At 45.5% G+C, this 25,830-nt stretch carries 17 protein-coding genes; 13 read left to right on the forward strand and 4 right to left on the reverse strand.

The window, feature by feature from the left end:
- Positions 1-230 precede the first annotated feature (230 nt).
- From ACQKMP_RS17080 to ACQKMP_RS17095, 4 genes are all read left to right on the forward strand, one after another.
- Positions 231-2,087: an ABC transporter ATP-binding protein gene (locus ACQKMP_RS17080; protein ID WP_379424739.1), complete on the forward strand. Its 1,857-nt coding sequence runs from the start codon at positions 231-233 to the stop codon at positions 2,085-2,087.
- Positions 2,017-2,694, forward strand: coding sequence for a response regulator transcription factor (locus ACQKMP_RS17085; RefSeq protein ID WP_042192517.1), 678 nt, complete (start codon positions 2,017-2,019; stop codon positions 2,692-2,694). The genes ACQKMP_RS17080 and ACQKMP_RS17085 overlap by 71 nt, the downstream gene beginning before the upstream one ends.
- Positions 2,691-3,743 carry a HAMP domain-containing sensor histidine kinase gene (locus ACQKMP_RS17090; RefSeq protein WP_339799212.1) on the forward strand — a complete coding sequence of 351 codons (1,053 nt, stop codon included), beginning with the start codon at positions 2,691-2,693 and terminating at the stop codon, positions 3,741-3,743. The genes ACQKMP_RS17085 and ACQKMP_RS17090 overlap by 4 nt, the downstream gene beginning before the upstream one ends.
- Positions 3,744-3,873: 130 nt before the next feature.
- Positions 3,874-7,296 (forward strand): S-layer homology domain-containing protein, encoded by a 3,423-nt coding sequence (locus ACQKMP_RS17095; protein ID WP_427470103.1) that lies wholly within the window; start codon positions 3,874-3,876, stop codon positions 7,294-7,296.
- Positions 7,297-7,387: 91 nt separating this feature from the next.
- Here the strand turns inward: ACQKMP_RS17095 and moaA are convergent, their stop codons facing one another.
- Positions 7,388-8,389, reverse strand: a complete 1,002-nt coding sequence (moaA, locus tag ACQKMP_RS17100; protein WP_427470105.1) for a GTP 3',8-cyclase MoaA — start codon at positions 8,387-8,389, stop codon at positions 7,388-7,390.
- 415 nt (positions 8,390-8,804) lie between these two features.
- On the opposite strand from moaA, the gene ACQKMP_RS17105 reads away from it, so the two are divergent.
- The gene (locus ACQKMP_RS17105) at positions 8,805-9,497 is read left to right on the forward strand and encodes a TorD/DmsD family molecular chaperone (protein ID WP_042192508.1); all 693 of its coding nucleotides are present in this window, start codon (positions 8,805-8,807) and stop codon (positions 9,495-9,497) included.
- 582 nt (positions 9,498-10,079) lie between these two features.
- Here the strand turns inward: ACQKMP_RS17105 and ACQKMP_RS17110 are convergent.
- Positions 10,080-13,241, reverse strand: a complete 3,162-nt coding sequence (locus ACQKMP_RS17110) for an efflux RND transporter permease subunit (RefSeq protein ID WP_427470106.1) — start codon at positions 13,239-13,241, stop codon at positions 10,080-10,082.
- 114 nt (positions 13,242-13,355) lie between these two features.
- Entirely contained in the window at positions 13,356-14,273 is a 918-nt protein-coding gene (locus ACQKMP_RS17115; protein ID WP_341126646.1) for a TetR/AcrR family transcriptional regulator, read from the reverse strand.
- A gap of 227 nt (positions 14,274-14,500) precedes the next feature.
- Here ACQKMP_RS17115 and cls point away from each other — a divergent pair, with 227 nt between their 5' ends.
- Complete coding sequence (gene cls / locus ACQKMP_RS17120) at positions 14,501-16,009, forward strand: cardiolipin synthase (protein ID WP_042192502.1); 1,509 nt, start codon at positions 14,501-14,503, stop codon at positions 16,007-16,009.
- 57 nt (positions 16,010-16,066) lie between these two features.
- Here the strand turns inward: cls and ACQKMP_RS17125 are convergent, their stop codons facing one another.
- Positions 16,067-17,596, reverse strand: coding sequence for a phospholipase D family protein (locus ACQKMP_RS17125; RefSeq protein WP_427470109.1), 1,530 nt, complete (start codon positions 17,594-17,596; stop codon positions 16,067-16,069).
- A gap of 187 nt (positions 17,597-17,783) precedes the next feature.
- On the opposite strand from ACQKMP_RS17125, the gene fni reads away from it, so the two are divergent.
- The 7 genes from fni (at position 17,784) to ACQKMP_RS17160 (ending at position 25,825) form a co-directional block, all read left to right on the forward strand.
- Positions 17,784-18,923 (forward strand): type 2 isopentenyl-diphosphate Delta-isomerase, encoded by a 1,140-nt coding sequence (fni, locus tag ACQKMP_RS17130; protein ID WP_081951229.1) that lies wholly within the window; start codon positions 17,784-17,786, stop codon positions 18,921-18,923.
- Between the two features lie 39 nt (positions 18,924-18,962).
- Positions 18,963-19,436 carry a GNAT family N-acetyltransferase gene (locus tag ACQKMP_RS17135; RefSeq protein WP_231573354.1) on the forward strand — a complete coding sequence of 158 codons (474 nt, stop codon included), beginning with the start codon at positions 18,963-18,965 and terminating at the stop codon, positions 19,434-19,436.
- A gap of 168 nt (positions 19,437-19,604) precedes the next feature.
- Positions 19,605-20,957 carry a S41 family peptidase gene (locus tag ACQKMP_RS17140; protein ID WP_427470112.1) on the forward strand — a complete coding sequence of 451 codons (1,353 nt, stop codon included), beginning with the start codon at positions 19,605-19,607 and terminating at the stop codon, positions 20,955-20,957.
- Between the two features lie 143 nt (positions 20,958-21,100).
- A complete protein-coding gene (gene ychF, locus ACQKMP_RS17145; RefSeq protein ID WP_042192499.1) occupies positions 21,101-22,201 on the forward strand; it encodes a redox-regulated ATPase YchF in 1,101 nt (366 codons plus the stop codon).
- A gap of 234 nt (positions 22,202-22,435) precedes the next feature.
- Entirely contained in the window at positions 22,436-23,509 is a 1,074-nt protein-coding gene (gene prfA, locus ACQKMP_RS17150; RefSeq protein ID WP_042192496.1) for a peptide chain release factor 1, read from the forward strand.
- Positions 23,502-24,500, forward strand: coding sequence for a peptide chain release factor N(5)-glutamine methyltransferase (gene prmC, locus ACQKMP_RS17155; protein WP_339243796.1), 999 nt, complete (start codon positions 23,502-23,504; stop codon positions 24,498-24,500). Before prfA ends, prmC begins: the two co-directional genes overlap by 8 nt.
- 140 nt (positions 24,501-24,640) lie before the next feature.
- Positions 24,641-25,825, forward strand: a complete 1,185-nt coding sequence (locus tag ACQKMP_RS17160) for an FtsW/RodA/SpoVE family cell cycle protein (RefSeq protein WP_042192492.1) — start codon at positions 24,641-24,643, stop codon at positions 25,823-25,825.
- Positions 25,826-25,830: the final 5 nt, after the last annotated feature.

Here is a 25,830-nt window from a genome sequence, read left to right on the forward strand (position 1 = left end):
GATAAGCGACAAAAAATGCGTGAACGCGTGCGTAGAAGGTACAAACGCTAAGTGTAACGGGCGTTATTTTGGCCTATGACTATTCCCGCAGGATGGGAAATGATAAGGCAGTATTGTCTGATCGGCGCGTTTAACTTCAGTTTACAATCTGCAGATAGGATGGGTGTAAGGCGAGAAAGATATTACTATGCTTTTCTTGTAGAGCTATTTAGAAAAGGGGAGTCATTGTCATGAAGAAATCCGAATCCAAGCGAAAGATGGCGCTGAAGCCGTTCTTAACGCTACTAAGAGAAACCAAGCCTTCATACGGCTTATTGGCTATAGCCATTGCGTTAAGCATGATATCGACATTGGTCAGTCTGGTCATCCCGATGTTCACTAAGAACTTGGTGGATGGCTTCTCTCTGGCCTCCGTGAGCAAGCTGCAGATTGCGGGTATAGCAGCTGCGTTTATTGCGCAGACCATTGCGGGAGGGATCTCTATCTATCTGCTCAATTATGCAGGTCAGAAGATGGTTGCAGGTCTGCGGGACCGACTGTGGCGTAAATTTCTAGTTCTGCCTGTGGCTTATTATAATGACAACCGAACGGGAGAAAGTGTCAGCCGCATGACGAATGATACAGGGATCATCAAAACGCTGATTTCTGAACATCTAGCCAGCTTATTTACCGGAGTGATCTCCATTGTAGGTTCGATCTCAGTTCTGCTATTTTTAAATTGGAAAATGACACTTGTTCTATTCACTGTTCTTCCACTTTCGGCGCTGATACTAGTACCACTTGGGCGGCAGATGTACAAAATTTCCAAGGGAATGCAAGATGAGACAGCTTCTTTTACTGCTACACTTAGTGGTGTTTTATCTGAGATCCGTCTGGTCAAATCCTCAGGCGCAGAGAAAAAAGAGTACGAGGCAGGCAAGACTGGAATTATGAACCTGCTTTCCTTTGGTATTCGTGAAGGCAAGATTAGCGCGATGATCAGTCCACTCGTCTCCTTTGTTTTTATGATGCTTCTTGTGGTCATTATCGGTTATGGTGGGATGCAGGTATCTTCCGGCGTCTTGACGGCTGGAGAACTGGTCGCCTTTATTCTTTATCTTATTCAGATTATTATGCCACTTACTCAACTGACTACGTTCTTCACACAGATTCAGAAAGCTAAGGGTGCCTCAGAGCGTATTATTGAGACCTTGGCAGCAGAAGAGGAAGTATATGAGGGACAGGAAGAGGCAAATGGCACAGAAGGTCCGATCTCAGTAGAGGGATTAAGCTTTGGTTATAAAAATGGTGAGAAGGTATTGAATGATGTGAGCTTCCAGATGCTTCCTGGTCAGGTGACGGCTATTGTCGGACCGAGCGGGGGCGGTAAGACCACGTTGTTCTCGTTGCTAGAACGTTTTTACGAGCCTCAGTCAGGTCTGATTAAGCTGGGTGACAAGCCAGTGTCTACATTCTCATTGCGTTCGTGGCGGAAGCTTATAGGGTATGTCTCACAGGAAAGTCCACTGTTGGCCGGTACGATTGCTGAGAATTTAACCTATGGATTGGATCGTGACGTTAGCAGGGAGGAGATGCACGCAGCAGCAGCAATGGCTTATGCAGATGGCTTTATTGATGCACTTCCTGAAGGATATAATACGGATGTCGGCGAAAGAGGTGTGAAGCTGTCTGGTGGACAGCGGCAACGGATTGCTATTGCTAGAGCACTGCTGCGGAACCCGAAGATTCTTATGCTTGATGAAGCCACTTCCAGTTTGGATAGCCAATCAGAAGCCGTGGTGCAGAAGGCACTGTCCAATCTGATGAAGGGTCGAACTACGATTGTAATTGCGCACCGTTTGGCTACTGTTGTAAATGCAGAGCAGATTATTTTTATGGAAAAAGGTCAAATTACCGGAATGGGAAGTCATGAGGAACTACTGGAAAACCATGAGCTGTATCGTGAATTTGCCACCCAGCAGCTACAGATGAATAACCCCGAGGTTCAGGACATTGAAGAGGAGGCTCCAGTGATACATGACAAAAATACTAGTAGTGGACGACGATCCGCACATCCGCGAATTGGTAGAAGTATTTCTGAGAGCTGAAGGAATGGATGAGATCTATGGAGCTTCCGATGGACTGGAGGCTCTTCAGATTCTGGAAGGTAATAACATAGATTTAGCTATTATTGATGTGATGATGCCCAACATGGACGGCTGGGAGCTATGCCGGCGGATGCGCCAGAACTATGATTTCCCGATTTTAATGCTGACAGCCAAAGGGGAAACCTCACAAATTGTAAAAGGCTTTGAGTTGGGTAGTGATGATTATTTGGTCAAGCCATTTGAGCCGGTTGTACTTATTGCGAGAGTAAAGGCGCTGCTTAAACGATATCAGATTTCTGCCGCGCAAAGTGTGACCGTAGGCCGATTGCGTATGAATCGCAAAACCTACGAGGTCTCTTCAGAGTATGGGGAAATTACCTTGCCGCTTAAGGAATTTGAGCTGTTGTTTAAGCTGGGCAGCTATCCGGGGCAAACATTGACAAGAGACAGGCTGATCGAAGAAATTTGGGGTTATGATTTTGAAGGGAATGAGCGGACACTCGATGTGCATATCAACCGTTTGCGTGAACGGTTCAATCAGGATGACTATGGATTCGTTATTCGTACGATCCGTGGTCTAGGTTACCGGTTGGAGGCTGAGGCATGAATCGATTTAAGGAGATCATTAAGCGGATTGGGATGTCCTTTGTTTATTTCGGTGGCGTTGGGATTAGCTGGACTGCAGCTTATTTCCTAATGAACTGGATATATAGCAGGGCTGGGCGCCCCTCCTCGGATTATTTGGTCCAATTAATCAGCGTGATGGTCGGTATTGTGATCTTGTTCATGATGGCATTGGTAGTCTCCAAGCTATTTCGTGGCTGGGAACGTGTCTTTTATAGATCAATCATTGAAGGGTTAGGACGAATTGCTAAGGGTGATTTTAATGTAGTATTGGATAATAATAGGGAATACGGTGAATTTGGAGAAATTGTTGAGAGTATCAATGTAATGGCAAGTGAGCTGAGTCAGATGGAGACCATGCGCCAGGATTTTATCTCCAACGTATCGCATGAAATTCAATCTCCACTAACCTCGATTCGGGGGTTTGCTCTTGCGCTGCAGGATGAGACTCTGAATGTGGAGAGTAGGAGGCACTACCTTAATATTATCGTGGCTGAGAGTACCCGCGTATCTGGACTCAGTGATAATTTATTGAAGCTGTCCGCGCTTGAATCAGGCAATTTTCCGTTTGAAAATCAGGTTTATCGTCTGGATAAGCAGCTTAGAGATACAATTTTGGCTTCTGAGCCACAGTGGCTGGAGAAAAATATAGAGGTAGAGGCTGAATTGGAGGAAGTGAATGTAACTGCGGTAAAAGATTTAATGACCCAGGTCTGGACCAATCTTCTTCATAACAGTATTAAATTCACTCCCCGGAATGGATGTATTCATATCAAGCTTCGAACGATAGATGAGCGGGTAGAGGTGGAGATTCAAGATAGTGGAATTGGTATCTCTGAAGAAGACTTACCTCGCATCTTTGATCGCTTCTATAAGGCAGACAAAGCTAGAACAGCGAGCGGGGGAGGTAGTGGCCTGGGCCTATCACTGGTTAAGAAGATCGTTGAGCTGCATAACGGTAAAGTAACCGTGGCCAGCCGACCGGGTGAAGGAACGGCTTTTGTAGTGAGTTTGCCAATGCCAAAGAAATAAATCGGCATTGTTTATGTAAATATGAATATTTACATAAACATGCAACAAAATCCGACATGTCTTTACAATTTTCTACTATTCTAAATATAGAATCTACGAAAATCCAAAAGACATCGGAGGATTAATCATTTTGAAGAAGAGCAAAGTTCGCGTTTTTCTAACTAGTTCGCTTGCCGTATTATTGTTAGCACCCAACTTTTCATTACAGACAGTTTATGGTGCTTCAGGAGAATCAGCGCCTGATATCACGTCTACTGCTTCTGAACATTCAGGGAAATGGATGACAGGTGAATACCATGCACATACGTATGAATCGAACGATGCTCAGGAGTCATTGAAAAGTGTGCTCGATGCTGCATTTGAACAAAATGGTTTTGACTGGATGGCACTGGCTGATCACCTTCGGGTATCTGACCGGGATGACGAAGGGGTGAATCTCCCTGGCGGCTCCATTCCGATGTCACAAGGTATTGTGGATTATCAGAATGAGAAAATTAAGAAGTTACAGGCAGAAGGCAAATATGCTGGAAAAATCATTTTTTCAGGCTTTGAGTGGGATATGCCCCAATACGATCATGCTGCAGTTGGGATTGTTACAGATCATCCAGGGTCCGCAGAAGCTTTGAAGGCTATTAATCAATTTGAATATTTATTTACTAATCGTGATGTAAGTATGTTCGATCCGGCAGATGTGGCTAAGTGGAGTGCGGCGGATACCAGAGCTTTTTCTACAAAAGAAGATACTCGCACAGCTATGAAATGGCTCAGTAGTCATTATCCAGATAGCTATGTACTGATCAATCACCCCTCCAGAAAAAATGGTACAAGCTCGGAGCTTAAAATAGAGGATATCCGTGACTTTAACAATATCAATCCGAATCTTGTCTTCGGCTTTGAAGGTATGCTGGGCAATCAGATGGCGAGTGACCGGGGAGAGACGCCTGAGACTTACGGAGGTACAGACGTCAAGGTTGCACAGCTTGGAGGAATGTGGGACGCACTGCTGGGTGAGGGCCGCAGATTTTGGAATTTTGCTAACTCAGATTTTCATTTCAAAACAAAAAATGATCAATTTTCCAGCGGTTACTGGCCTGGTGAGTATTCCAAGAACTATACCTGGGTGGATGGCTCCGATATTAACGCTGTCGTAGATGGCATGCGGTCAGGGAAATCATTCTCTGTTTTTGGGGATCTCATCAACGCATTAGAGTTTAACGTGTCTGGAGATGGACAAGAGGAAGAAATGGGTGGAGAACTGGACGTAAAACAAGGGGACGACCTAGAGCTTACGATCCGTTTCAAAAGTCCACAGCAAAATAATAATGGCGACGCTGTTAAGGTAGATCATGTAGATTTGATCTCCGGTGAAGTCCATGGCAAGGTTGATCCAGGTACACCTGATTACACCAAAGCGACTAACGATACAACAAAAGTTTTGAAACGCTTCACAAGCGAGGACTGGACTACAGATTCCGAAGGCTACAATGTTATTAAGTATAAGGTAGAGGCAGCGGACAAGGATCGTTATTTCCGGTTAAGAGGGACTAACCTTGGAACTGATGTTGCGGGAGAAACGGTTAACGGTGAACCGCAGATTGATCCAAAAAATAATACCGTCGATAACCTGACTCGTTTCGAAGAAATCAACGCCCGTAATTATAGTGATATGTGGTTTTATTCCAATCCGATTTTTGTGGATGTGGAGTCGTACAGCGATCAGCAGGCAGTTAACGATACTATGACTGCATTAGATCTAGGAGACACAAGCGCATTAACTTCTGATCTAACGTTGCCTACCGAAGGCAAACACGGGACGAGTATTGTGTGGAAAAGCTCCAATCCGGTTCTAATGACGAATGAAGGTAAAATCATCCACCAACCTAAGAAGGATACGAAGCTGACCTTAACAGCTACAATTCAGCGGGGATTGGCTACGGAAACGAAGTCTTTTGAAGTAACGCTAAGCGGAGATGATAGTATCACCCCATTGGCGCTTCATAGCACATTAAAGACTGAGAACGGACAAGCTTATTTAAGTGGTGACTGGACGAATCAGAGTGTTTCGGTAAGCGTGTATGCTAGCGTATATATTCCTGGTGCGGATGTATCCATTCAATTAGCGACTGATGTAAACGGGAATTTCCTGCCCTATGAAAGTGGGAAAGTGGTTGAGATTTCGGAAGAAGGCCAACATCAACTGCAATTCAAGGCAACGGATTCTTTAGAAAATAAGACAACATTGCCGCTTGCTGTGAATATCGATCGTACAGCACCTGTGATTACCCTGAAGGGGGATAGCCGTCTTAGTCTGACCCAAGGGGATGACTTCAAGGACCCGGGCGCAGACGTTACTGACAAGATTGGGATTGCAGGCTCTATCCTGGTGACGGGAACAGTGGATGTTCAGACTCCAGGAACCTATACACTGAAGTACAGTGCGACAGATTTGGCTGGCAATGCAGCTACTGAGATTGTACGCACAGTAGTTGTAACTGCGGGCACTAGCAGTGGAGGGGGGAATAATAACGGAGGAGGCAACGGACCAGTTGCAACTCCAGCTCCTACCGCGACGCCATCTCCTACAGAGCAGCCTTCTACAACTCCGCGTGTGGAATTGGAGGTAAAAGCACAGCAGGGAGGAACGGGCACACTTAAAGATGTGGGCAGCTTTACGATTCCGGCTGGAGCGTTGTCTGGTAACAGCGAAATTGCCTTTTCGGTTATTGCTGCTGATGAGACGCCAGCAATGGGCGCTCTTCAGGCTGTGAGTGCAGCAGTAGAGCTTACTAGTGACAAGGCAGGCATGCTCAATAAGCCTGTGGAACTGTCCCTCAATTACGATGTGACCAAGATTTCATCGGGGCATAAAGCAGCTATCTACTATTACAATGAGCAGCTTAAAAAGTGGATTTATGTTGGTGGTCAGAGTCAAACAGGTGGAACTATAACTGCAAGCTTAAATCAGCTTGCCAAATATGCTGTGTTTAATTATCAGGCCCCATCGATTACTGATTTGAATACACATTGGTCCACGGCGTTTACAGACCGTCTTATCGGTATGGGCGTCATGAAAGGGTACGAGGATCATACCTTCCGTCCGAATGAGGATGTTACTCGGACACAGTTCGCTTCTATGATTGTACGGGCGCTTGGTTTGCAATCAACAGGTAGCACAGTGAAATTCGCGGATCAAAGTGCAATTCCAGCTTGGGCTGCAGATGATGTAGCTGCGGCGGTAAATGCCGGAATCCTTCGTGGATATGATGTGAACGGCAAAATGTTCTTCGAGCCTTCAGAAAAGATTACCCGTGCCGAAATGTCAGTTATGCTCGCGAATGCTTTGAAGGCTAATGCCCATAAGCAAACGGATAAAGAGGGGGACTTCGCGGATCTTACCTCCATTCCACAATGGGCACAGGCATCTGTAAAAGCGGGTGTTGAAGCGGGTATTTTGGGTGGATTCGAGGATAACACATTCAGACCTGAGAACAATGCTACAAGAGCGGAGGCAGCAACGACGCTTTACAAGCTGCTCGAGGCTCTATATCTATAATAGTGGATGGTGAAGGCTATCCTTTAATCTCTAAATGAAACGCCGCTTTTCCCAGATGGCTTGGGGAAAGCGGCATTTTTAATGAGACGGACTAGCCTCCAATTTGAGACATACGCCGAGCCGTCGGCGTGTGGCTTTGTGCTTTTTTCTCCAAGGCTAATGCCATTTCGTGGTTATGTGGCTTGTTACCCAGAGCTTTGCGGAATAAGGCCTGCACTGCTGCGGGATCGCTTATTAGGGGGCGGACATTGTACTCATCTTCCCAATACAGACAAGCTTTGATATGGCCATCTGCTGTTAGTCTTAGTCGATTGCAGTTATCGCAAAAGTGATCGCTTACGGGATGGATTAATCCGAACGTTCCTTGCGCTCCAATAACCCGCCGATTCTGGGAAGGGCCATTACCAGATGGCATCTCAGCTTCCTCGGTTTCCCAACCAGCTGAAGTACAAGCTTCTATTACAGTTTCCAGCGGCAGATAGGATTGGCGCCAAGAATCAGTAGCACTTCCGATGGGCATATATTCAATAAAACGTACATTTAGTGGACTGTTCAACGTAAGGGAGATGAAGTCTTTGATCTCGTCATCATTAATCCCTTTCATCAATACAACGTTAAGCTTGATCGGCTCCAGCCCGGCAGCTTGTGCTGCCTCGATCCCCTTTAGTACCTTGGAGACCTCACCGCCGCGTGTAATCATAGAGAAGCGATCTTGCCGTAAAGAGTCCAGACTGATATTCACCCGTGACAACCCGGCTTCTTTTAGCAGTGCTGCTTTAGCTGGAAGCATTAATCCGTTCGTAGTCAGTGAAATATCATCGATCCCCGGAATGGCGGATATCATAGTTACTAGCTTCTCCAGGTCTTTACGTACAAGAGGTTCTCCACCTGTTAGCCGTACCTTGCGTAATCCAAGTGGTGCTAGCGATTCCACAACTGCGGTGATTTCCTCATAGCTCAGAATCTCGTCCTGCGGCTGGAATTCCATCCCTTCCGCTGGCATACAATAAATGCAACGCAGGTTGCAGCGGTCGGTAACCGAAATGCGGATGTAGTCATGTAAACGTCCAAAAGGGTCCATCAGCGGCTCCATAGCGTTGCTCCCTTCATTTGTTGGTGTTTTGAATGCTTCCCGTCTTAAGAGGAGGCGAAGGTGTTTATACTTGTTTAGAATTTTAAAGATCACTCGCGGGTACGTCAATGAGCAAACTATTGAACGGGTTAAACTCCCCCTATTTGAATAAGGAGGGTTGTGATTTAATTGCATAATAATGGACAAACTAAATAGAATGACAAAGCCGAAATAGACTTGCGAAAATGTGACAAAAGTACGACAAATGAAGTGATTAGTCATAGAATGCTCACGGAAAGCGTTTTTAATATCCGATATAATCTAGGTGCGGATTACTTTTACGTTCACTTTTGCGAAAACAGAAAGGATACCGGAAATTGCACGTCGATCATGTGACGGTGTGTGACCGGGAAACCCAATGAGGAGGATTTGCAAAATGACTATGCAAACTGTTCCATCGCTCGCCGTGCCGGAGGCATTTAGCCATTGGTTGGAAAGTCGGGGATTAATATATCAGCTTTTAGTGGATTTTTTGGGCAGAAAACCATCACTCTCACTTGTGGCTCAGTGGAGCCGCAATCGCAAGATGAGTGTTGCTGCAGAGATGACGGAAGGCGGACGGGAACTGAAGCGCTATCTGAGTCAGGAACCGAATAAGCTACCCCATATATGTGAGAAAGAGACCCAAGAATATAAACGGCTTATGCACGAACAGACAGTAAGCTCTTTTAAATTACGTGAAGCTGCTATTCTGGGTCGTTCTGAAGATTTCTGCAACGTGCTTGCTGATGTGTATACTTCCGCAGGAATTGTATTTAACAAATGTAATGGTGAAGCTGATGATCATATTGCTATTGAGCTGGAATTTATGGCAGTAATGCATGAGCGGATGTTGTACAATAGCTTCTCAATTAGAAGTGCTATGGATCTACTTGATATTCAGGTAGCCTTTTTGGAAGATCATTTACTGCAATGGACTCCACAGTTCTGTGAGAAGTTAAATGCAGCAACGAATAGTACGTTGTATTTGGGGCTTTCCCATATGCTCGCTGAGTTTCTACCCCTTGATCTGCAGATGCTGCGTTCCTGGAGAGCTTCGCTGGAGAGCAGTGCAACAGCAATGGTATAACAACACTATAATACAGAGCCCGGCCTATAAATTAGGTCGGGTTTTTCTTGCTGTGGAAGTGTAAATAGTGATTTAAATGGAGGTCCAAGTGGAGCAAGTAAATGAAAATCTGAGTGAAGTCCCAAATGACGATCCAATTGATGGTCTAGAAGAATAGTTAGGGAATTTCTCCCTGAAATTCTGAGTTTATTGATCACAAACCTTGTTATTAGGGAAAACCTCCCTATAATTCACCTGATTTGGCGCTAAATCAGGTGAATTAGCTAAATTACAGGGAGAAATTCCCTGATTCCATTAATTTAGAGCGATTATCGAAAATTTAGAGGGAGTTTTTCCCTAATTAGTTTTAGACCCACTATCCACCGCACAACTATCCATCGCAAATCGCCTATCGCACAACTACCCATCGCACAACCGCCTATCGTCAATCCCCCGCCCGTCCAACCACTCATCACCCACCTACAAAAGTCTAATGGGTTACTTTGCCCATTCCAAAAAAAAGAAGCTGCTCCATAAGTAGTATTCACTACTTTGGAGACAGCTTCTTCATTTAGCATGTTTACTTGATTCGTATCAAGTGTTCTAGTCAATTACCTTTTTACTGCGGAATTTCATTAGGAATTCATACACGACTGGCACTACTACAAGTGTCAGCAGTGTGGAGCTGATCAAGCCGCCGATAACGGTAACACCTAGCCCCTTGGAGATGATCCCTGCACTGTTTTCAAGTCCTGTAACCAGTGGCAGCAATGCACCAATCGTTGCAAGTGCAGTCATCAGGATTGGACGTAAACGTGTGCCGCCTGCTTCAAGCAAGGCTTGACGTGTGGTCATTCCTTCTTTTTCCTTATGAATAACGCGGTCGATGAGGACAATCGCATTCGTGACTACGATACCAATCAACATCAGTGCACCCATGAGGGAGGAGACGTTTAAGGTTTCTCCAGCGATCAGAAGGGCTACGAGTACCCCAATAATGGTGAAAGGAAGTGAGAACAGGATAGCAAATGGAGCTAATCCACCGCCAAACGTAACCACAAGCACGAAGTATACGATGGCAATAGCAGCCGCCATAGCAATACCTAATTGACCAAATGTGTCATTGATCTGCTCGGTTACACCACCGAAGCTAACCGTCACGCCATCAGGTAATTCCATAGCATCTATTTTTTCCTTCACGAGGTTTGAAGCACTATTGACGTCACTTGAAATAATCTCGGCAGTGACATCCACCTTCATTTTACCGTCCATCCGAGTAATCGAGTCAGGGGAAGAGCCGTTTTCAATTTTAGCGACTTGCCCGATTGGCACGGAAATGCCTAGTGGCGAAGTCAATGTAGCCTCTTCCATTTCTTTAATACTCTTATACGTTTCTTTATCAGTTTCGATATAGACTTTGTAGTTCTTGCCATCCATTTCTACTTCTGTGAGTACTGGACGTGTACCTGCAGGAGCAAGCTTCATCGCAATTTGTCCCGCTGTAAGTCCAAGGGAGCTAAGCTTTTCTTGATCCGCTACAATCGTATATTGATCGTAAGCTTCTTTGAGACTTGTTTCGCCATCCTTGAAATTAGTGGTGTCAGCCTGTACGATCTTGGCGATCTCATCCGCTACCGGCTTAATTTGATCTAGTTCGTCTCCGAATACATTCACGGTTAACGTGCTTCCACCCATACCTCCGCTCATCATCGCGGACATATCGCCCCACACACCATCTGGGACTTCTGCGGTTAAGCCTTCGATCAACTTCTCTTTTACATTTTCGAAATCAGGAGTATTACTATCATAAACGATGAAAAAGAGTCCTGAGTTGCTGGATCCGCCCATACCCATCGGGCCGCCGCCACCAATGGAATATTGCATTTTATCTACATGCTGTTGCGCTAAAATATATTTCTCAGCTTTCAGGCCTTGTTCTTGAACTTCTTCAGTTCTTTGTCCAGCCTTCGGTGAGTAGGTTAGCATAACCGTTTTATCCTCTTGGGAAGGCATAAAGCTAACGCCGATAGGCTTGATCAGGAACAAGCTGCCCGCAAGGAGCAGAACCGCTACTCCGAACGTAACGAGTTTATGGGAAAGACACCAGTTCAGAATTTTTTGGTAACCAGCAGACATTCTGTCTGGTTTCTCACTATGTGTCTTCTTACCTTTCAATCCGTTGCGGAACAGGGAGTGTGCCATTGCAGGAACCAGCGTAATCGCAACTACCAACGAAGCGAGCAGGGCGAAGACCATGGTTAAAGCGAAAGGCAAGAACAGCTCTCCAACCATACCACTTACTAGAGCAAGCGGTAAGAATACCGCGATGGTTACAATCGTAGAGGACATGATTGGTACGAACATTTCACGAGTGGCTGCACTGATTAATTCCCGGCCTTTTAGCTTCTCGCCAGATAACGAGAGTCGCCGGTATATGTTCTCTATGACGACAATCGAGTCATCGACTACCCGTCCGATGGCAACGGTCATCGCACCAAGGGTCATCATATTAAGCGTAATGTCCATTTGACGCAGACATAATACTGCGATCAGCAATGATAAAGGAATAGAGATGATAGAAATGATCGTCGAACGAATATTCCGCAGGAAGACCAAAATGATAATTACTGCGAAAAGGGCGCCAAATACAGCTTTGGACAACATTGTATTTACGGAGTCCTCAATCGGCTTACCTTGGTCAAGCAGAACTGTAAGGTCAATGCCTTTATATTGTGCTTTTAATTCTTCAGTTTTGTCCTTAACACCATTTACGACATCAACAGTGTTGGCATCATTGGCTTTGACAATCTGGATACCAATCGATTCTTTACCATTCGTACGGGAGATCGATTCAGAATTCCCAACAACCTCAATTGTAGCAAGCTCTCCCAGCTTCACGGTTGGCAATCCCATATTTGCAGCTCCGCCAACAGCGCCTGCACCAGCAGCACTTCCAGCACCTGCACCGGCAGCGAAAGCTCCAGGAGCCCCAGCGCCAGCAGCGCTCGCTGCACCAGTTGGCATAACTGGAATGGTCACATTTTTAAGATCTTCAACGGTGGTGATGTCGCCATCCACGACAACTGCCTTTTGAGCTTTGTCCATCTCGAACAGTCCTAGTGGAACACGGAGGGAAGAGCCTTGAATGATCCCTTTAACCGTATCTTCGGTCAGTCCGTATTGCTTGAGCTTCTCTTGATTGAACTTAAGCGAAACTTCTTTGACGTATTGTCCAGAGATTTGAATAGAAGCAGCACCCTCAACATCTTCAAGGGCAGGGCGAATATCGTTCTCGGCAATACGGGTTAGTTCCTCGAGATCTTCTGAATCTCCATTCGATAAACTAAGGGAGACGACAGGCATTGAGCTAAGGCTAAAACGGGAAATGGAAGGCTTTTGCACATTGTCTGGCAATGAGACCTCATTCAGCGCTTCGCGAACAGCTGCTGTAGCATTATCCAGATTCGTTCCATAATCAAACTCGATTTGGATACTGGAGGCATTCTCCAGAGAAGTGGAGGTGATTGTCTTTACACCATCCACATTGCGCAGCTTTTGCTCCAACGGTTTACTGACATCATTAACGACGCCTTCTGGTGCAGCCCCCGGATAAATAGTTGTTACGCTAAGATAGGGTATACTAATATTAGGTAAGGTTTCTTGCTTCATTGTCAGTCCGCTATACAAACCGGCAAATACAATAATTATCGTCAGAAGCCAAATGGCAAATTTGTTCCTGAGCGAGAAATTAATTAAGCTTTTCATAAGTGTTGTTTCTGCTCCTCTCGGGCCTTTTCTTTACGAAATAGGGCGCCATTTTGAAAATTTATAATACTCGCTATCCATGTTCTTCTCTCTCATGAACTCTTTATAGAGCAATTAACGAAATACGCATGAATGATTTGAAAAAGAGGTAACCAGCTTCCTCAATTCTTCCAATGATGTAGTGAGCTCTGAGCAGGATTGGAGGTTGGACAACATCCCCTGTATGATTGCTTTGCGTGGGTGTGGTAAGAGAACTTCGCCTTCTAGAATGTTGAGTGATTCCAGCAAATCGGCTGACTCTTCGGGTTCTATACTATCTAATTTACTGACCGCAGTCTTCATGTCCTTAATGATCTGCAGTGGATTCTTGCGCTTACTCTCCTCATTCTCCTCCATCCAGCTTGCAAGAATGGTAGAGTTGATGAGAGGAGCCTGCTTACTTTTAAGAAGACCAGCTACAATAATATCTAGTAGATTCATTAGATGATCAGCCATAACGGCAAGGGACAAGTGGGTATCCTGACGAAAAATAACCGCAATATATGACTTGATTAGTCCATGACCTACAATACATAAATCTCCGGTATAGGGAATGATGTCTTTTCCATAAAGGGTCTCCATCTTCACCTGAAACCAGCGCAAGAAGGAAGCGTTGTTTCTACGCAGCCATTCCGGTACTTCAGTATCAAATCCTTTTCCGGCAACTTCCTGAATTTGGCGCTGTAAGAACTCACGTAATTCGTACACATGACTCAGTAGAATTTCTATTTGATTCCTAAGCTTCTCACGCGGTGTTCTTTGGGTTTCTTGTTCTTCACGTAATAAGGGATCACGAATCATTCGGTAACAATAGAGAAAAATACTGCGTTCCAGTTCTTCTTTGGATTTGAATACTAGATACAAGCTTCCCTTCGAAATTCCGCATAATTCGGCGATCTCTTGCATGGACGTGGAAGAGGAGCCTTTCACAGCGAATAATTGCATGGCGATCTTAATAATCTGTTCCTGCTTGTCCACAGTTTTATCGCTCATTGGGGGGATAACCTCCTTTCTGACTACCCAGTTCTATAATTGACTAATCGGTCAAAATAATTATATTCGATCCATCTTGTCATTACAAATTTCAGAACAGAAGGGTTACAGTTTTGTTGTAAATAGATTTTTACACAGTAATTGTCTAGGAAGATATAGGTTCTTCATGTAATATATAAAATGTGTCATTTTGGTGTTGCTTTTATGAATAAGAAGGTAGGTACAATATGAGAAGAGGACTTCAATCTATAATTATTATTGGGGCTTTCATAGCATTTTATTATTTTGGTTTTGGTATTTTTGGGAGTACTGCTGGAACAATTATTAGTATTTTCTCCACACTGACAGTCGTTTCAATTAGCTTAGCTATTTTTATGGAGAATCGTAATCCTTCTACTACGATGTCATGGATTCTTTTGCTTGCGTTGATCCCGGTGCTCGGTTTGGTCTTTTATTTTCTATTTGGACAGAATGTATTTAAACGTCGTAAATATGATAAAAAAGCACAAAGAGATCTTATGGCCTATGAGCGGATTGAGAATGACGCTTTGCGTACGCATCAAGATTGGTCGGTCTTTGACCCCTCGCGTCAAAAACTACTATTATTATCCAAGACTCTAGCGCGTACTCCTATTTCCTTTGCTTCAGAGACGCGCATCCTTACCAATGGTGAAGAGACGTTTGGAACATTACTGCTAGAGCTGCGACAAGCGAAGCACCATATACATATGGAGTATTACATCTTCCGTGCAGATCACATTGGAACGCGTATTCAACAGATTCTGATCGCAAAGGCGCGTGCGGGTGTATCTGTCCGATTTATGTATGATGCTGTGGGTAGTTTTCAGCTTTCTAAAGCTTTTTTGAAAGAGTTGGTTGATGCTGGAGTACAAGTGGCTTCGTACGGTAATTCCACCTCCTTTTTCTCTAGCCGGGTTAATTACCGGAATCACCGAAAAATCGTCGTCATCGACGGTGATGTCGGGTTCATGGGTGGACTGAATGTGGGGGATGAATATTTAAGCCGCAGCAAAACTTATGGATTCTGGCGTGACACCCATATGTTAGTTAGAGGTGAAGCGGTACGGACGATGCAAATCATCTTCTTGCAAGATTGGATGCATACTACAGGTGAAAAAATACTGGAGCAGGATTATCTAACACCACAGCTACACTTTATGACAGGGGACGGAGCAGTACAGATCATAGCGAGTGGGCCGGACAATGAACGCCGTGCACTCAAAAATATATTTTTCTCCATGATCACCTCAGCTGAGAAATCAGTTTGGATTGCCAGCCCTTATTTCATTCCGGACGAGGATATCCTGACTGCGATACGTGTAGCGGCTATATCTGGTCTAGATGTTCGCTTGTTATTCCCTGCTAAGCCGGATAAATGGATTCCGTTTCTGGCTTCGCATTCTTATTTCCCGGCATTGCTGGAGGCTGGAGTGAAGATTTATGAATACGAGAAGGGCTTTATACACTCTAAGCTGTTAATCGTGGATGGTGAAATAGCGACTATTGGAACGGCAAACATGGACATGCGGAGCTTCCATCTTAACTTTGAGGTAAACGCATTGCTTCTTCAGACAGAGAGTGTTACACGAATCGTTGCTGATTTTGAACGGGATTTATTGTCCACCACTCAGATTGTGCATGAGACCTTTATGAATAAACGCATGGTGGTACGTATACTGGAATCAGCTGCCAGATTAATGTCCCCACTGTTATAACCTCATTACAGATTAAACCACCGCGGAGGGTGCTGCCTTCTCTGCGGTGGTTTTTGTTTAAAAAGTAGTAAAGCCCAGGTTAGTCTGCAGCCGGAACAGGATGTACTTGAACCAGGTCACATCGCTCTGATAGGCCTCAAAAGGTAAAGTGAACGTATGCCCCTCGTTATTCCATAGCCGATTAAAGTAGGCTTCCATATCTTTGAACAGCGGCTGATCTCGCTTCATAGAAATCCACAGATCATTCTCGAGATTGTAGTCATCCAGATTGCGTGTGGTGAAATTGGTGGAACCGCCAAGAACGATGGAGCTGCCGGTTTGTTTGGCGATAAAGAGCAGCTTTGGATGATATTGCTCTTTGGTTGTATTGTACCAACGAATAGAGATTTCACCGTTCGTGCGTTTGTTCAGATCCATGGCAACTGGACGGTTGGGGATCCCGATTTTATCGCGCCCGAAGGCGTTCTGATTTGGATCCAGGATTAGGTTTACCTTAGCCCCGCGTGATGTAGCCTCTACCAACGCATCCAGAATGGCATCATCAGCAAGATAAAACATCCCCATCCATACGGTATCCCCCTTCCGGGCGGACCTAATGCCTTGCAGCCCATATTTGTATACCTTTCCTTCTGTTAAATAGCGAACTTCTAGAGCTTCCGCTGATGGTAGGTTCTTTTCTTGGGTGAAATTGGGCTTATGAAGTAGCAATGGACCTGCATCTGAAAGATTGGCTGCCGCCTGCTCGGTCTGGAGAATATCGGCAATAATTGGACCTTGTACCTCCAAAGCAATATTGGAGTGGTAGGCGCTGGCATCGTGAACATTTCCAGAGGAAATTAGTGCAGTGTTCTCACTGACAATTACTTTGCGATGGTTCGCCTTCACATTCAGCAGCTTCAGATAAGATCGAGCGGTAATATCCGGTCCACCACTGGCCATAAGATTGGGGATAAAGCCCTTACCGGATTGTCCGAACCATTGAATGAAGGTGCGCCAGACGGCTGAATAGGCAGGTGTAGAATCTCGCAGGTCATTAACATCGGTCATGATGACTCGGATCCCCACCGCCTTCATTTCTTCCAGAAGATGATTGGGCGCTGAGTTGTAATTGGTATTGACCTCATCGGTGATGAAGACAATCTCCATTTCGGGATAGGTTTGCTTTTGTGAGATTAATTTATCTGTCAGCATTCGACTGACTGGAGGGAATGACTGATCTTTATGGGTATAATCATTGAACAGGAACAGGTCGATGACTAAGAACTCCCTTGACTCCTCGATGATATGTAGCATTCTCGGAAGAATTTCACTCTCCTGCTTACCTGTGTCCGTACCGTCTGGATAGGTTAGGTCATGCCAGAAGGATACATTATTCACTTTGTATATGGGACTTTCATAGGAAATCCCAACGGGTAGAGGTTTATGTGTCTGGTATATCATGACGCCGATTAACCAGAGAATTAGAATGACGCAAGCCCATATCACTCGTTTGCGGCGTCGTGAAGAGGCGCGTTTCTTTGGAGCAAAAGCATGGGTTCTATCTTGTATCGCTTGGGGCTGAACGGGTTGTTCACGATCTGATCTCATCGGAAGTTCCTCCTGAAAGTATTGCAGAGCACTTCCTTTATAATTATTGTGCTCCAGCGTGTACCAACCTATTAACACCTAGTGGGTAGAAATGAAGCATCTCTCGTATTTCACTCACTTCATATTGTAAATTCATCTGGAGGGATATGTTATAATAAGTACAGTTTAGGAATAGGAGGAACGGAGCATGAATCATACGCCAGAAGAGGCCGTACCATATGATGCGAATAGGCAGTCTGGCGCGGATCATGGCAATGGCCTACCAATTGTAGAGGTTTCGGACAAGAATTCTTTATTGCCTGCATCAAGGACAGGTGAACGCAAAATAGAGCATGTACGCCTTTGTCTAAATGAAGAAGTCGGTGGCGTCGGTGTGACTACGGGGTTTGAACATTACCGATTTCGGCATAATGCTCTTCCAGAGCTGAATTTCGATGATATATCATTGCAGACCACGTTCCTGGAACGTGAACTGCGTACACCGCTGCTGATCAGCTCGATGACAGGCGGCAGTGCAGCTACAGGAGCCATCAATGCCCGACTAGCAGAGGCAGCACAGCGTCGTGGATGGGCGCTGGGGGTTGGTTCTGTGCGAGCGGCGGTGGAGCGCTCTGAGCTAACCGAAACCTTTTATGTACGGGACAAAGCACCTGATATACCGGTTATCGCTAATATTGGCGCCGTACAGCTGTCCTATGGTTTCGGGATTGAGGAGTGTCGCCGGGCTGTGGATATTGCTGGTGCGGATTTTCTTGTGCTGCATCTCAATGGTCTTCAAGAGGTCTTCCAACCGGAAGGGAATACTGGCTTTGCTTCCTTACTATCGCAGATAGCAAAAGTATGCCGTGCACTTGAGGTTCCTGTAGGTGTAAAAGAAGTCGGCTGGGGCATTGACGGTGATACAGCAGCACATCTTTATAATGCAGGGGTAGCTTTTGTTGATGTAGCGGGTGCAGGTGGAACATCCTGGAGTCAGGTCGAGAAGTTTCGGAGTAGAGACCCTATACGGCGTGCAGCGGCTGAAGCTTTCGCAGACTGGGGTACTCCAACCGCAGATTGCATTGCGGAGGTACGTGCTGTCTCCCCGAAGGGGGCATTGATTGGCAGCGGCGGCTTGAAGCATGGTGTGGATGCGGCGAAGGCATTGGCCCTCGGTGCTGATTTAGCAGGATTTGGACGCAATCTTTTAGGACCGGCAGTAGATTCTGAAGAGGCGCTAGATGCTGCACTGGCTCAGGTAGAGCTGGAGCTTAAGATAGCAATGTTCGGCATCGGAGCTCCCGATTTAGCAACTTTACGTGGGACTTCCCGTTTAATACGTAAATAAAAGTATATGGTAAATATAGAAGTGAGGAAGTGAAAAAAGATGATGATTAAATTGGTTCATATGGATGAGTCTGCTTTTCAATTTTTCTTAGGTCAAGCTACTCGTGATTACGCTGAAGATAAGATTAAAGCCGGCGCTTGGGACCCTGAAATCGCGATGAAGCTGTCTGAGGAAGCTATAACACAGTCTTTACCTAAAGGGTTGAGCACAGATGGCGCTTATTTATATTCTATAGTAGAAATAAGTAGTGATATCCAGGTAGGATACATCTGGTTTAATGTAAGTGAAGGCCGCAGCGGCCGAGAAGCTTTCATTTATGATTTCTATGTTTTTGAACCGTATCAGAGTAAAGGTTATGGCAAGCAGGCTATGGTCGCACTCGATGAAGAAGCTCGTGAGATGAACGTCACCAAAATCGGGTTACATGTCTTCGGTCAGAACAATCGTGCATTTGAGCTCTACAAAAAAATGGGATATACCGTAACTGACATTACGATGTCTAAAGATTTGTAATACTAAACGTGGAGACCTCGAAGGAGGTCTTTTTTGTGTTGTTCTAAGAAAACTAATGTAAATAATTGTGATAAATATATTTGAAATAGGAGGAATAGAAAAATATGATTATTAAATAAATTCCTGAAAATGGATTCAGCTATATGGAATATTGGAAGGGGGATTAAGGTGAGACCAAGGTTTGTATTACCAGCGGCTTTATCTGTAGCTGCAATACTGTTACTGGTTAGTTGCAACCGTGGGGATTTGCCAGGGAAAAAGCAATCTGAGTCGGGGCAAGTTCAGGCAAGTCCGGTTGCGCCGGTAGCCTCTTCAAAGGTAGCGGGAAAACAGCTAGAAGCGGCGTTGTCTCCATTGACAGTGGAACAAAGATTAGAGGATTTTGATTATATGTGGAAGATTATTGAGGAGAACTACCCTTTCCTAGAGGTAAATAAGCGTCTAAATGGAGAGGATTGGCTTGCGAACAAAGAGGCGTACCGTAATGAAATTGCAGCAGTGAAGACAGATGATGAGTTTTTTAGACGAATGAAATTCGTACTTAGCAGGTTAAATAATGGGCATACGAATTTTTTATCTAAGGAAGAATATCCATGGTTTCTAAACGCCTATGTTCAGGCAGGTTTTGGTTATGAGCCTTGGATCAACGTGTTTCAACAGCCAAATGTGTTGGCTCGTTACAACCAGAAACCTTTAGCGGAGCAGCAAAGCTCTGATGGCATCGTTAACGATATGAATAGTGGTGAGGCAGGGAGTCAGACAGGAAAGACTTCCGGGAATGTAAAAAAGGTTATTATAGAGCCAGAGCAAATAGCGTATCTAGGCATGCGAAGCTTTGCCGGAAGTCTCATGGAGATGGATAGTTCGGAGATTCATGATTTTTTAATAGAAGTTAAAGATTATAAGACACTAATTCTAGATATCCGCGGAAATGGCGGAGGAAACAGCGATTACTGGAGAGCTCATATTGCTCCTCTGCTAATTAATAAACCTATCGAATACAATACATACTTACTTTATACAAGAGGCAACTATGCTGAGACCTTTATGCAGGCACGTCAGATCACAAGGGGGCAGCAGCCTATTACCAGCATCAAAGACGAACAGTTGCCTAATTTACCATCCGAAGCATTAAAAATGTTCAAGACATATAGTAAAAATACAGATGTAGTAATCCCTCAAGAATCCGTTGGTTTTAAAGGAAAGATCTATTTGCTGGTTGATAGCTCTGTTTATTCATCAGCGGAAGGTCTTGCAGCCTTTGCAAAAGGCACCGGGTTTGCGACGGTTGTTGGTGGCAGAACAGGTGGGGATGGACTAGGGATGGATCCACTTGTCGTTGCATTGCCTAATAGCGGTTATGTATTCAGATTTTCCTTTGAGATGGGACTTAACTCTGATGGAAGCTGCAACGAGGAAGTGAAGACAGTCCCTGATGTGGAGGCTGATCCAGATACTTCTAAGCCCCTATTGGATCAGCCGGCGGTGCAAAAAGTATTGGAACTTGCCAAATCCTATTGAAATGGGTTCGCTTGGATAAGGCTGGATTGACACAACTGTAAGACATCCGGTGTTGCTGGAGAATATGTTCTAATATATAATGGTTTAGATCGTATTACTTATTCGGATGATCAATTTAGCTGAAAATAGGAGTTGTCATATAAATGGCTTTGAAAGCGGGAATCGTCGGTCTTCCTAACGTAGGAAAATCCACATTGTTTAATGCAATAACGCAAGCGGGAGCAGAATCCGCAAACTACCCTTTTTGCACGATTGACCCTAACGTTGGTGTCGTTGAAGTTCCGGACGAACGTCTTGATAAACTGACTGAGCTGGTACAACCTAACAAGACTGTACCTACTGCTTTTGAATTTGTTGATATCGCTGGTCTTGTGCGCGGTGCGAGTAAAGGTGAGGGACTAGGCAACAAGTTCCTAGCTCATATTCGCGAAGTAGACGCTATCGTTCATGTCGTTCGTTGTTTTGAAGATGAGAACGTTACCCACGTGGATGGAAAAGTAAATCCGATCAGCGATATTCAGACCATTAATTTGGAACTGATTCTTGCTGACATTGAGAGCATTGAGAAGCGGATTGAACGTTCCCGTAAGAACATCAAAGGCGGCGACAAGAAATACGCTCAAGAAGTTGAACTGCTTGAACGTGTCAAAGAAGTGCTCTACGAAGATAAACCTGCACGTAGTATAGAATTGTCCGATGACGAGAAGCTTATTATCCGTGATCTTCATTTGTTAACATTGAAGCCAGTGCTGTATGCAGCGAATGTAAGTGAAGAAGAAGTAGCAAGTGCTGAGAATAATCCTTATGTGCAGCAAGTGCGTGAATTTGCAGCAACTGAAGGTGCTGAAGTTGTTCCGATCAGTGCTAAAGTAGAAGCTGAAATTGCCGAGCTTGAGGGCGAAGATAAAGCGATGTTCCTAGAAGAACTTGGGTTAGAAGAATCTGGCCTGAACCGTTTGATCAAAGCGGCTTACAAGCTTCTAGGCTTGTATACGTATTTCACGGCAGGCGTTCAGGAAGTTCGTGCGTGGACCATTCGTAAAGGAACTAAAGCACCCGGCGCTGCTGGTGTAATTCACACAGATTTTGAACGTGGATTTATCCGTGCTGAGGTAGTGGCTTACGCAGATCTTTTGGCAGCAGGCTCAATGAATGGTGCCAAAGAACGTGGTCAACTGCGTCTAGAAGGTAAAGAGTATTTGGTGCAGGACGGCGACGTTATGCATTTCCGTTTCAACGTTTAAGAGGACTGAAGCATACTAATGATAAGAGGGTCATCTCAGTCGGTAGAGGGTATCTACTGCTGGGATGATCCTTTTTTAAAATATAAGACATTTATTAAGGGATTTACGCGTACAGAACTGTAGCCATTTCACAATATCTTTGGTATAATATAAAGTCGTATATCTAATTTTATGACATATGTTTTAATCGCTTTATTTGCGAATTTGAAATTGAACTAGGAGAGGTGAATTCCCTTGTTGGACCGATTGCAATCCCTGGCGGACCGCTATGAGAAGCTCAGTGAACTGCTTTGTGATCCGGATGTTGCAAACGACAGTAAGAAACTGAGGGATTATTCCAAAGAACAATCAGACCTACAGCCTGCATTTGAGGCGTATACTGAATATAAGAGTGTAATGGAAGAGCTTGAAGCTGCTAAGCAGATGCAAGGTGAAAAGCTTGATGATGAGATGAAGGAAATGGTCAAGATGGAAATTGACGACCTTTCCAAACGTCAGGTAGAGCTGGAAGAGCAAATCCGTGTATTGCTACTGCCTAAAGACCCGAATGATGATAAGAACGTAATCGTCGAAATTCGTGGTGCAGCGGGTGGAGATGAAGCGGCATTGTTCGCTTCCGACCTTTATCGGATGTACACTCGGTTTGCAGATTCACAAGGCTGGCGCGTAGAGCTAATGGATGTCAACGCGAGTGATCTTGGTGGATTTAAAGAGGTAATCTTCCTTATTAACGGCCGCGGTGCATACAGTAAGCTGAAATACGAAAGTGGTGCGCATCGCGTACAACGTATCCCAGCGACTGAATCCGGTGGACGTATTCATACCTCTACTTCTACAGTATCGGTGATGCCGGAAGCTGAAGCATTTGAGATTGAAATCCATGATAAAGATATTCGTGTGGATACCTTCTGTTCAAGTGGTGCAGGCGGACAGTCTGTAAATACGACCAAGTCTGCAGTACGTGTAACCCATGTACCTACGGGCATCGTTGCTACCTGTCAGGACGGTAAGTCACAGAACTCCAATAAGGAAAAGGCGCTTCAAGTGCTTCGTGCCCGTATATCTGATATGAAACGGCAGGAAGAAGAAGCGAAGTATGCTGGTGAACGGAAGAGCAAAGTAGGTACGGGTGATCGTAGTGAGCGTATCCGGACGTATAACTTCCCGCAGAGCCGGGTTACAGATCATCGTATTGGCTTGACACTGCACCGTCTGGAGCAGGTTATGAACGGAGAAATCACTGAAATTATTTCGGCTCTTTCAATTGCTGAACAAGCTGATTTGATGGATAGTATGGACAATGGATAATAATGCTTTGAACGATGGCGTATTTGTCATGTCGGAAGTGAAAAGCATCCGGGAAGCCTTTGTGGAGGCTTCTTCTTTTTTGAGCCAGAGCGGTTGTAATGAACCGCAGCGTAGTGCGCAATTACTGCTGGAGCATGCGCTTGGCTTATCCGGGGCAGCGTATTATATGGCGCTGGCGGATTCTTTTCCGGCTGCGGTCAAGGAACAGTGGGAGGCGGGAGTTACCCGCCGGAGTAAGGGTGAGCCGGTGCAGTATATCATCGGCGAGCAAGAGTTCTACGGGCGTCCTTTTGAAGTGACGCCTGATGTGCTTATTCCACGGCCGGAGACGGAGCTGCTCGTCGAGGCGATTTTACGGTACGGCGCGGAGCTTTGGCCGGACGGCACGGTTGCGCCGAGTGAAGCGGCGCAGGAAGAAGGCGCTGCTTCGTTAGCAGCAGCGCAAGATCGTGCGGGCAGCGCGGAAGGTGGACGCGCCGTACGGCCGCTGACCGCCGTCGATATCGGCGCCGGCAGCGGAGCGATTTCTGTCACGCTGGCGGCGGAAGCGCCGGCGTGGCGGGTCTGCGCCGGCGATATTTCGCCGGCGGCCCTAGCTGTGGCGAAGCGCAATGCGATGCGCTCCGGCACAGCTGTGGACTTTCGGCTCGGCGATCTGCTCGAGCCGTTCGCGGGGATGGAGACGGATATTCTCGTCTCCAACCCGCCGTACATTCCCGGCGAGGATATCGCCGGGCTGCAGCGTGAGGTGCGCGACCATGAGCCGCGCACTGCGCTGGATGGCGGAGCGGACGGGCTGGACCCGTACCGCCGCATGATGGAGCAGCTGGCGCTGCTCCCGGCACCGCCGCGCCTGATCGGCTTTGAACTCGGCTTCGGACAAGCCGAGCAGGTAGCCTCGCTACTTGAAGCGGCGGGTCATTGGAAAGAGATCATCACCATTAATGATCTAGCTGGAATTCCACGTCATGTGCTAGGTATAGCACGATAATACTGCATACTGTGCAGGGGACTCCTGTTGATCGGGGAGTGAAATTGTATTTTCAACCCGACTTCCTTTACAATAGAATTTAACCGGACTTCTTGGTGAACCATAAAAGAAAGCCCAGATTTAGAGTAGGGAGGCAGAACGTGCTTCAGAAGATTAAAAAAATTGATGGTGCTATCGTAGTCGTTCTGTTATTGCTCATGACTGTCAGCATCTTCGCCATATATAGTGTGACTCATGGAAGAGAAAAGCTGGACGGACATCATATCCGTATGATGATGTATTATGCAATTGGCTTTATTGCTTTTATTGGAATGACCTTTTTAGATTACAGAATTTTAGTGAAATACGCGTTATATATTTATTTGTTTGGGATAGGTATCCTGGTCCTCGTCAGCTTTTTGGGCGAGACCAAGAATAATGCCCAAGGCTGGTTGTCCCTCCCTGGAGGACTGAGCCTTCAGCCTGCCGAGCTATTCAAGCTAATATTGATTCTATTTCTGGCAGCGATGCTTGTTCGTAAGAATAAGAGTAAACTCTTGTTTTGGCGGGATGTTGTGCCGCTCGGCCTCTTAACCTTATTTCCGTTTCTTATTGTCCTTACACAGAATGACCTTGGGAATGCCTTGTCTTACATCGTGATTCTTGCAGGTCTGTTGTGGATTGGAAATATTAAGTACACTCACGCATTAATCGCGCTGGTGATTGTAGCAAGCTCTGCGATTGCCGGAATTATGAGTTATATCCATTATCATGACGAAATTAAAACGTTTCTTAACGATATTGGCCGTTCGCACTGGATTGAACGTTTCGACCCATGGCTTGTTCCGGATAAAGCGACAGCGAAAGCTCTTTATCATACCAAAAACGCCAAGCTCGCGATTGCCTCAGGTGGGATGAGTGGAGAAGGCTATATGAACGGTAGCTCTGTTCAGACGGATCGGGTGCCTTATACGTATTCAGACTCTATCTTTGTGCAGATTGCTGAGGAATTTGGCTTTGTAGGTTCTGCATTTGTGCTGCTACTGTATTTTATCCTTATTCACCGAATGATTCTGATTGCGCTGGAAGCCAGAGATCGAGCAGGTCCGTTTCTGATCGTCGGCATTGTCGCGATGATGCTGTATCAGATTTTTGAGAATATCGGCGCGTTTATTGGTCTGATGCCTTTGACAGGTATCACATTGCCATTCATCAGCTTCGGAGGTACCTCCCTGCTTATTAACATGGCCAGCATTGGGCTGGTAATGAGTGTGCGTCTGCATGGTCAAGATGTAGAGGAAGATTTGCCTAAGCCTACTCCTTATGCAGCCGCCAAACAGGTTTAATCACT

The sequence above is a fragment of the Paenibacillus sp. NPDC101420 genome, assembly GCF_050277435.1.
GTDB lineage: Bacteria > Bacillota > Bacilli > Paenibacillales > Paenibacillaceae > Paenibacillus_AQ.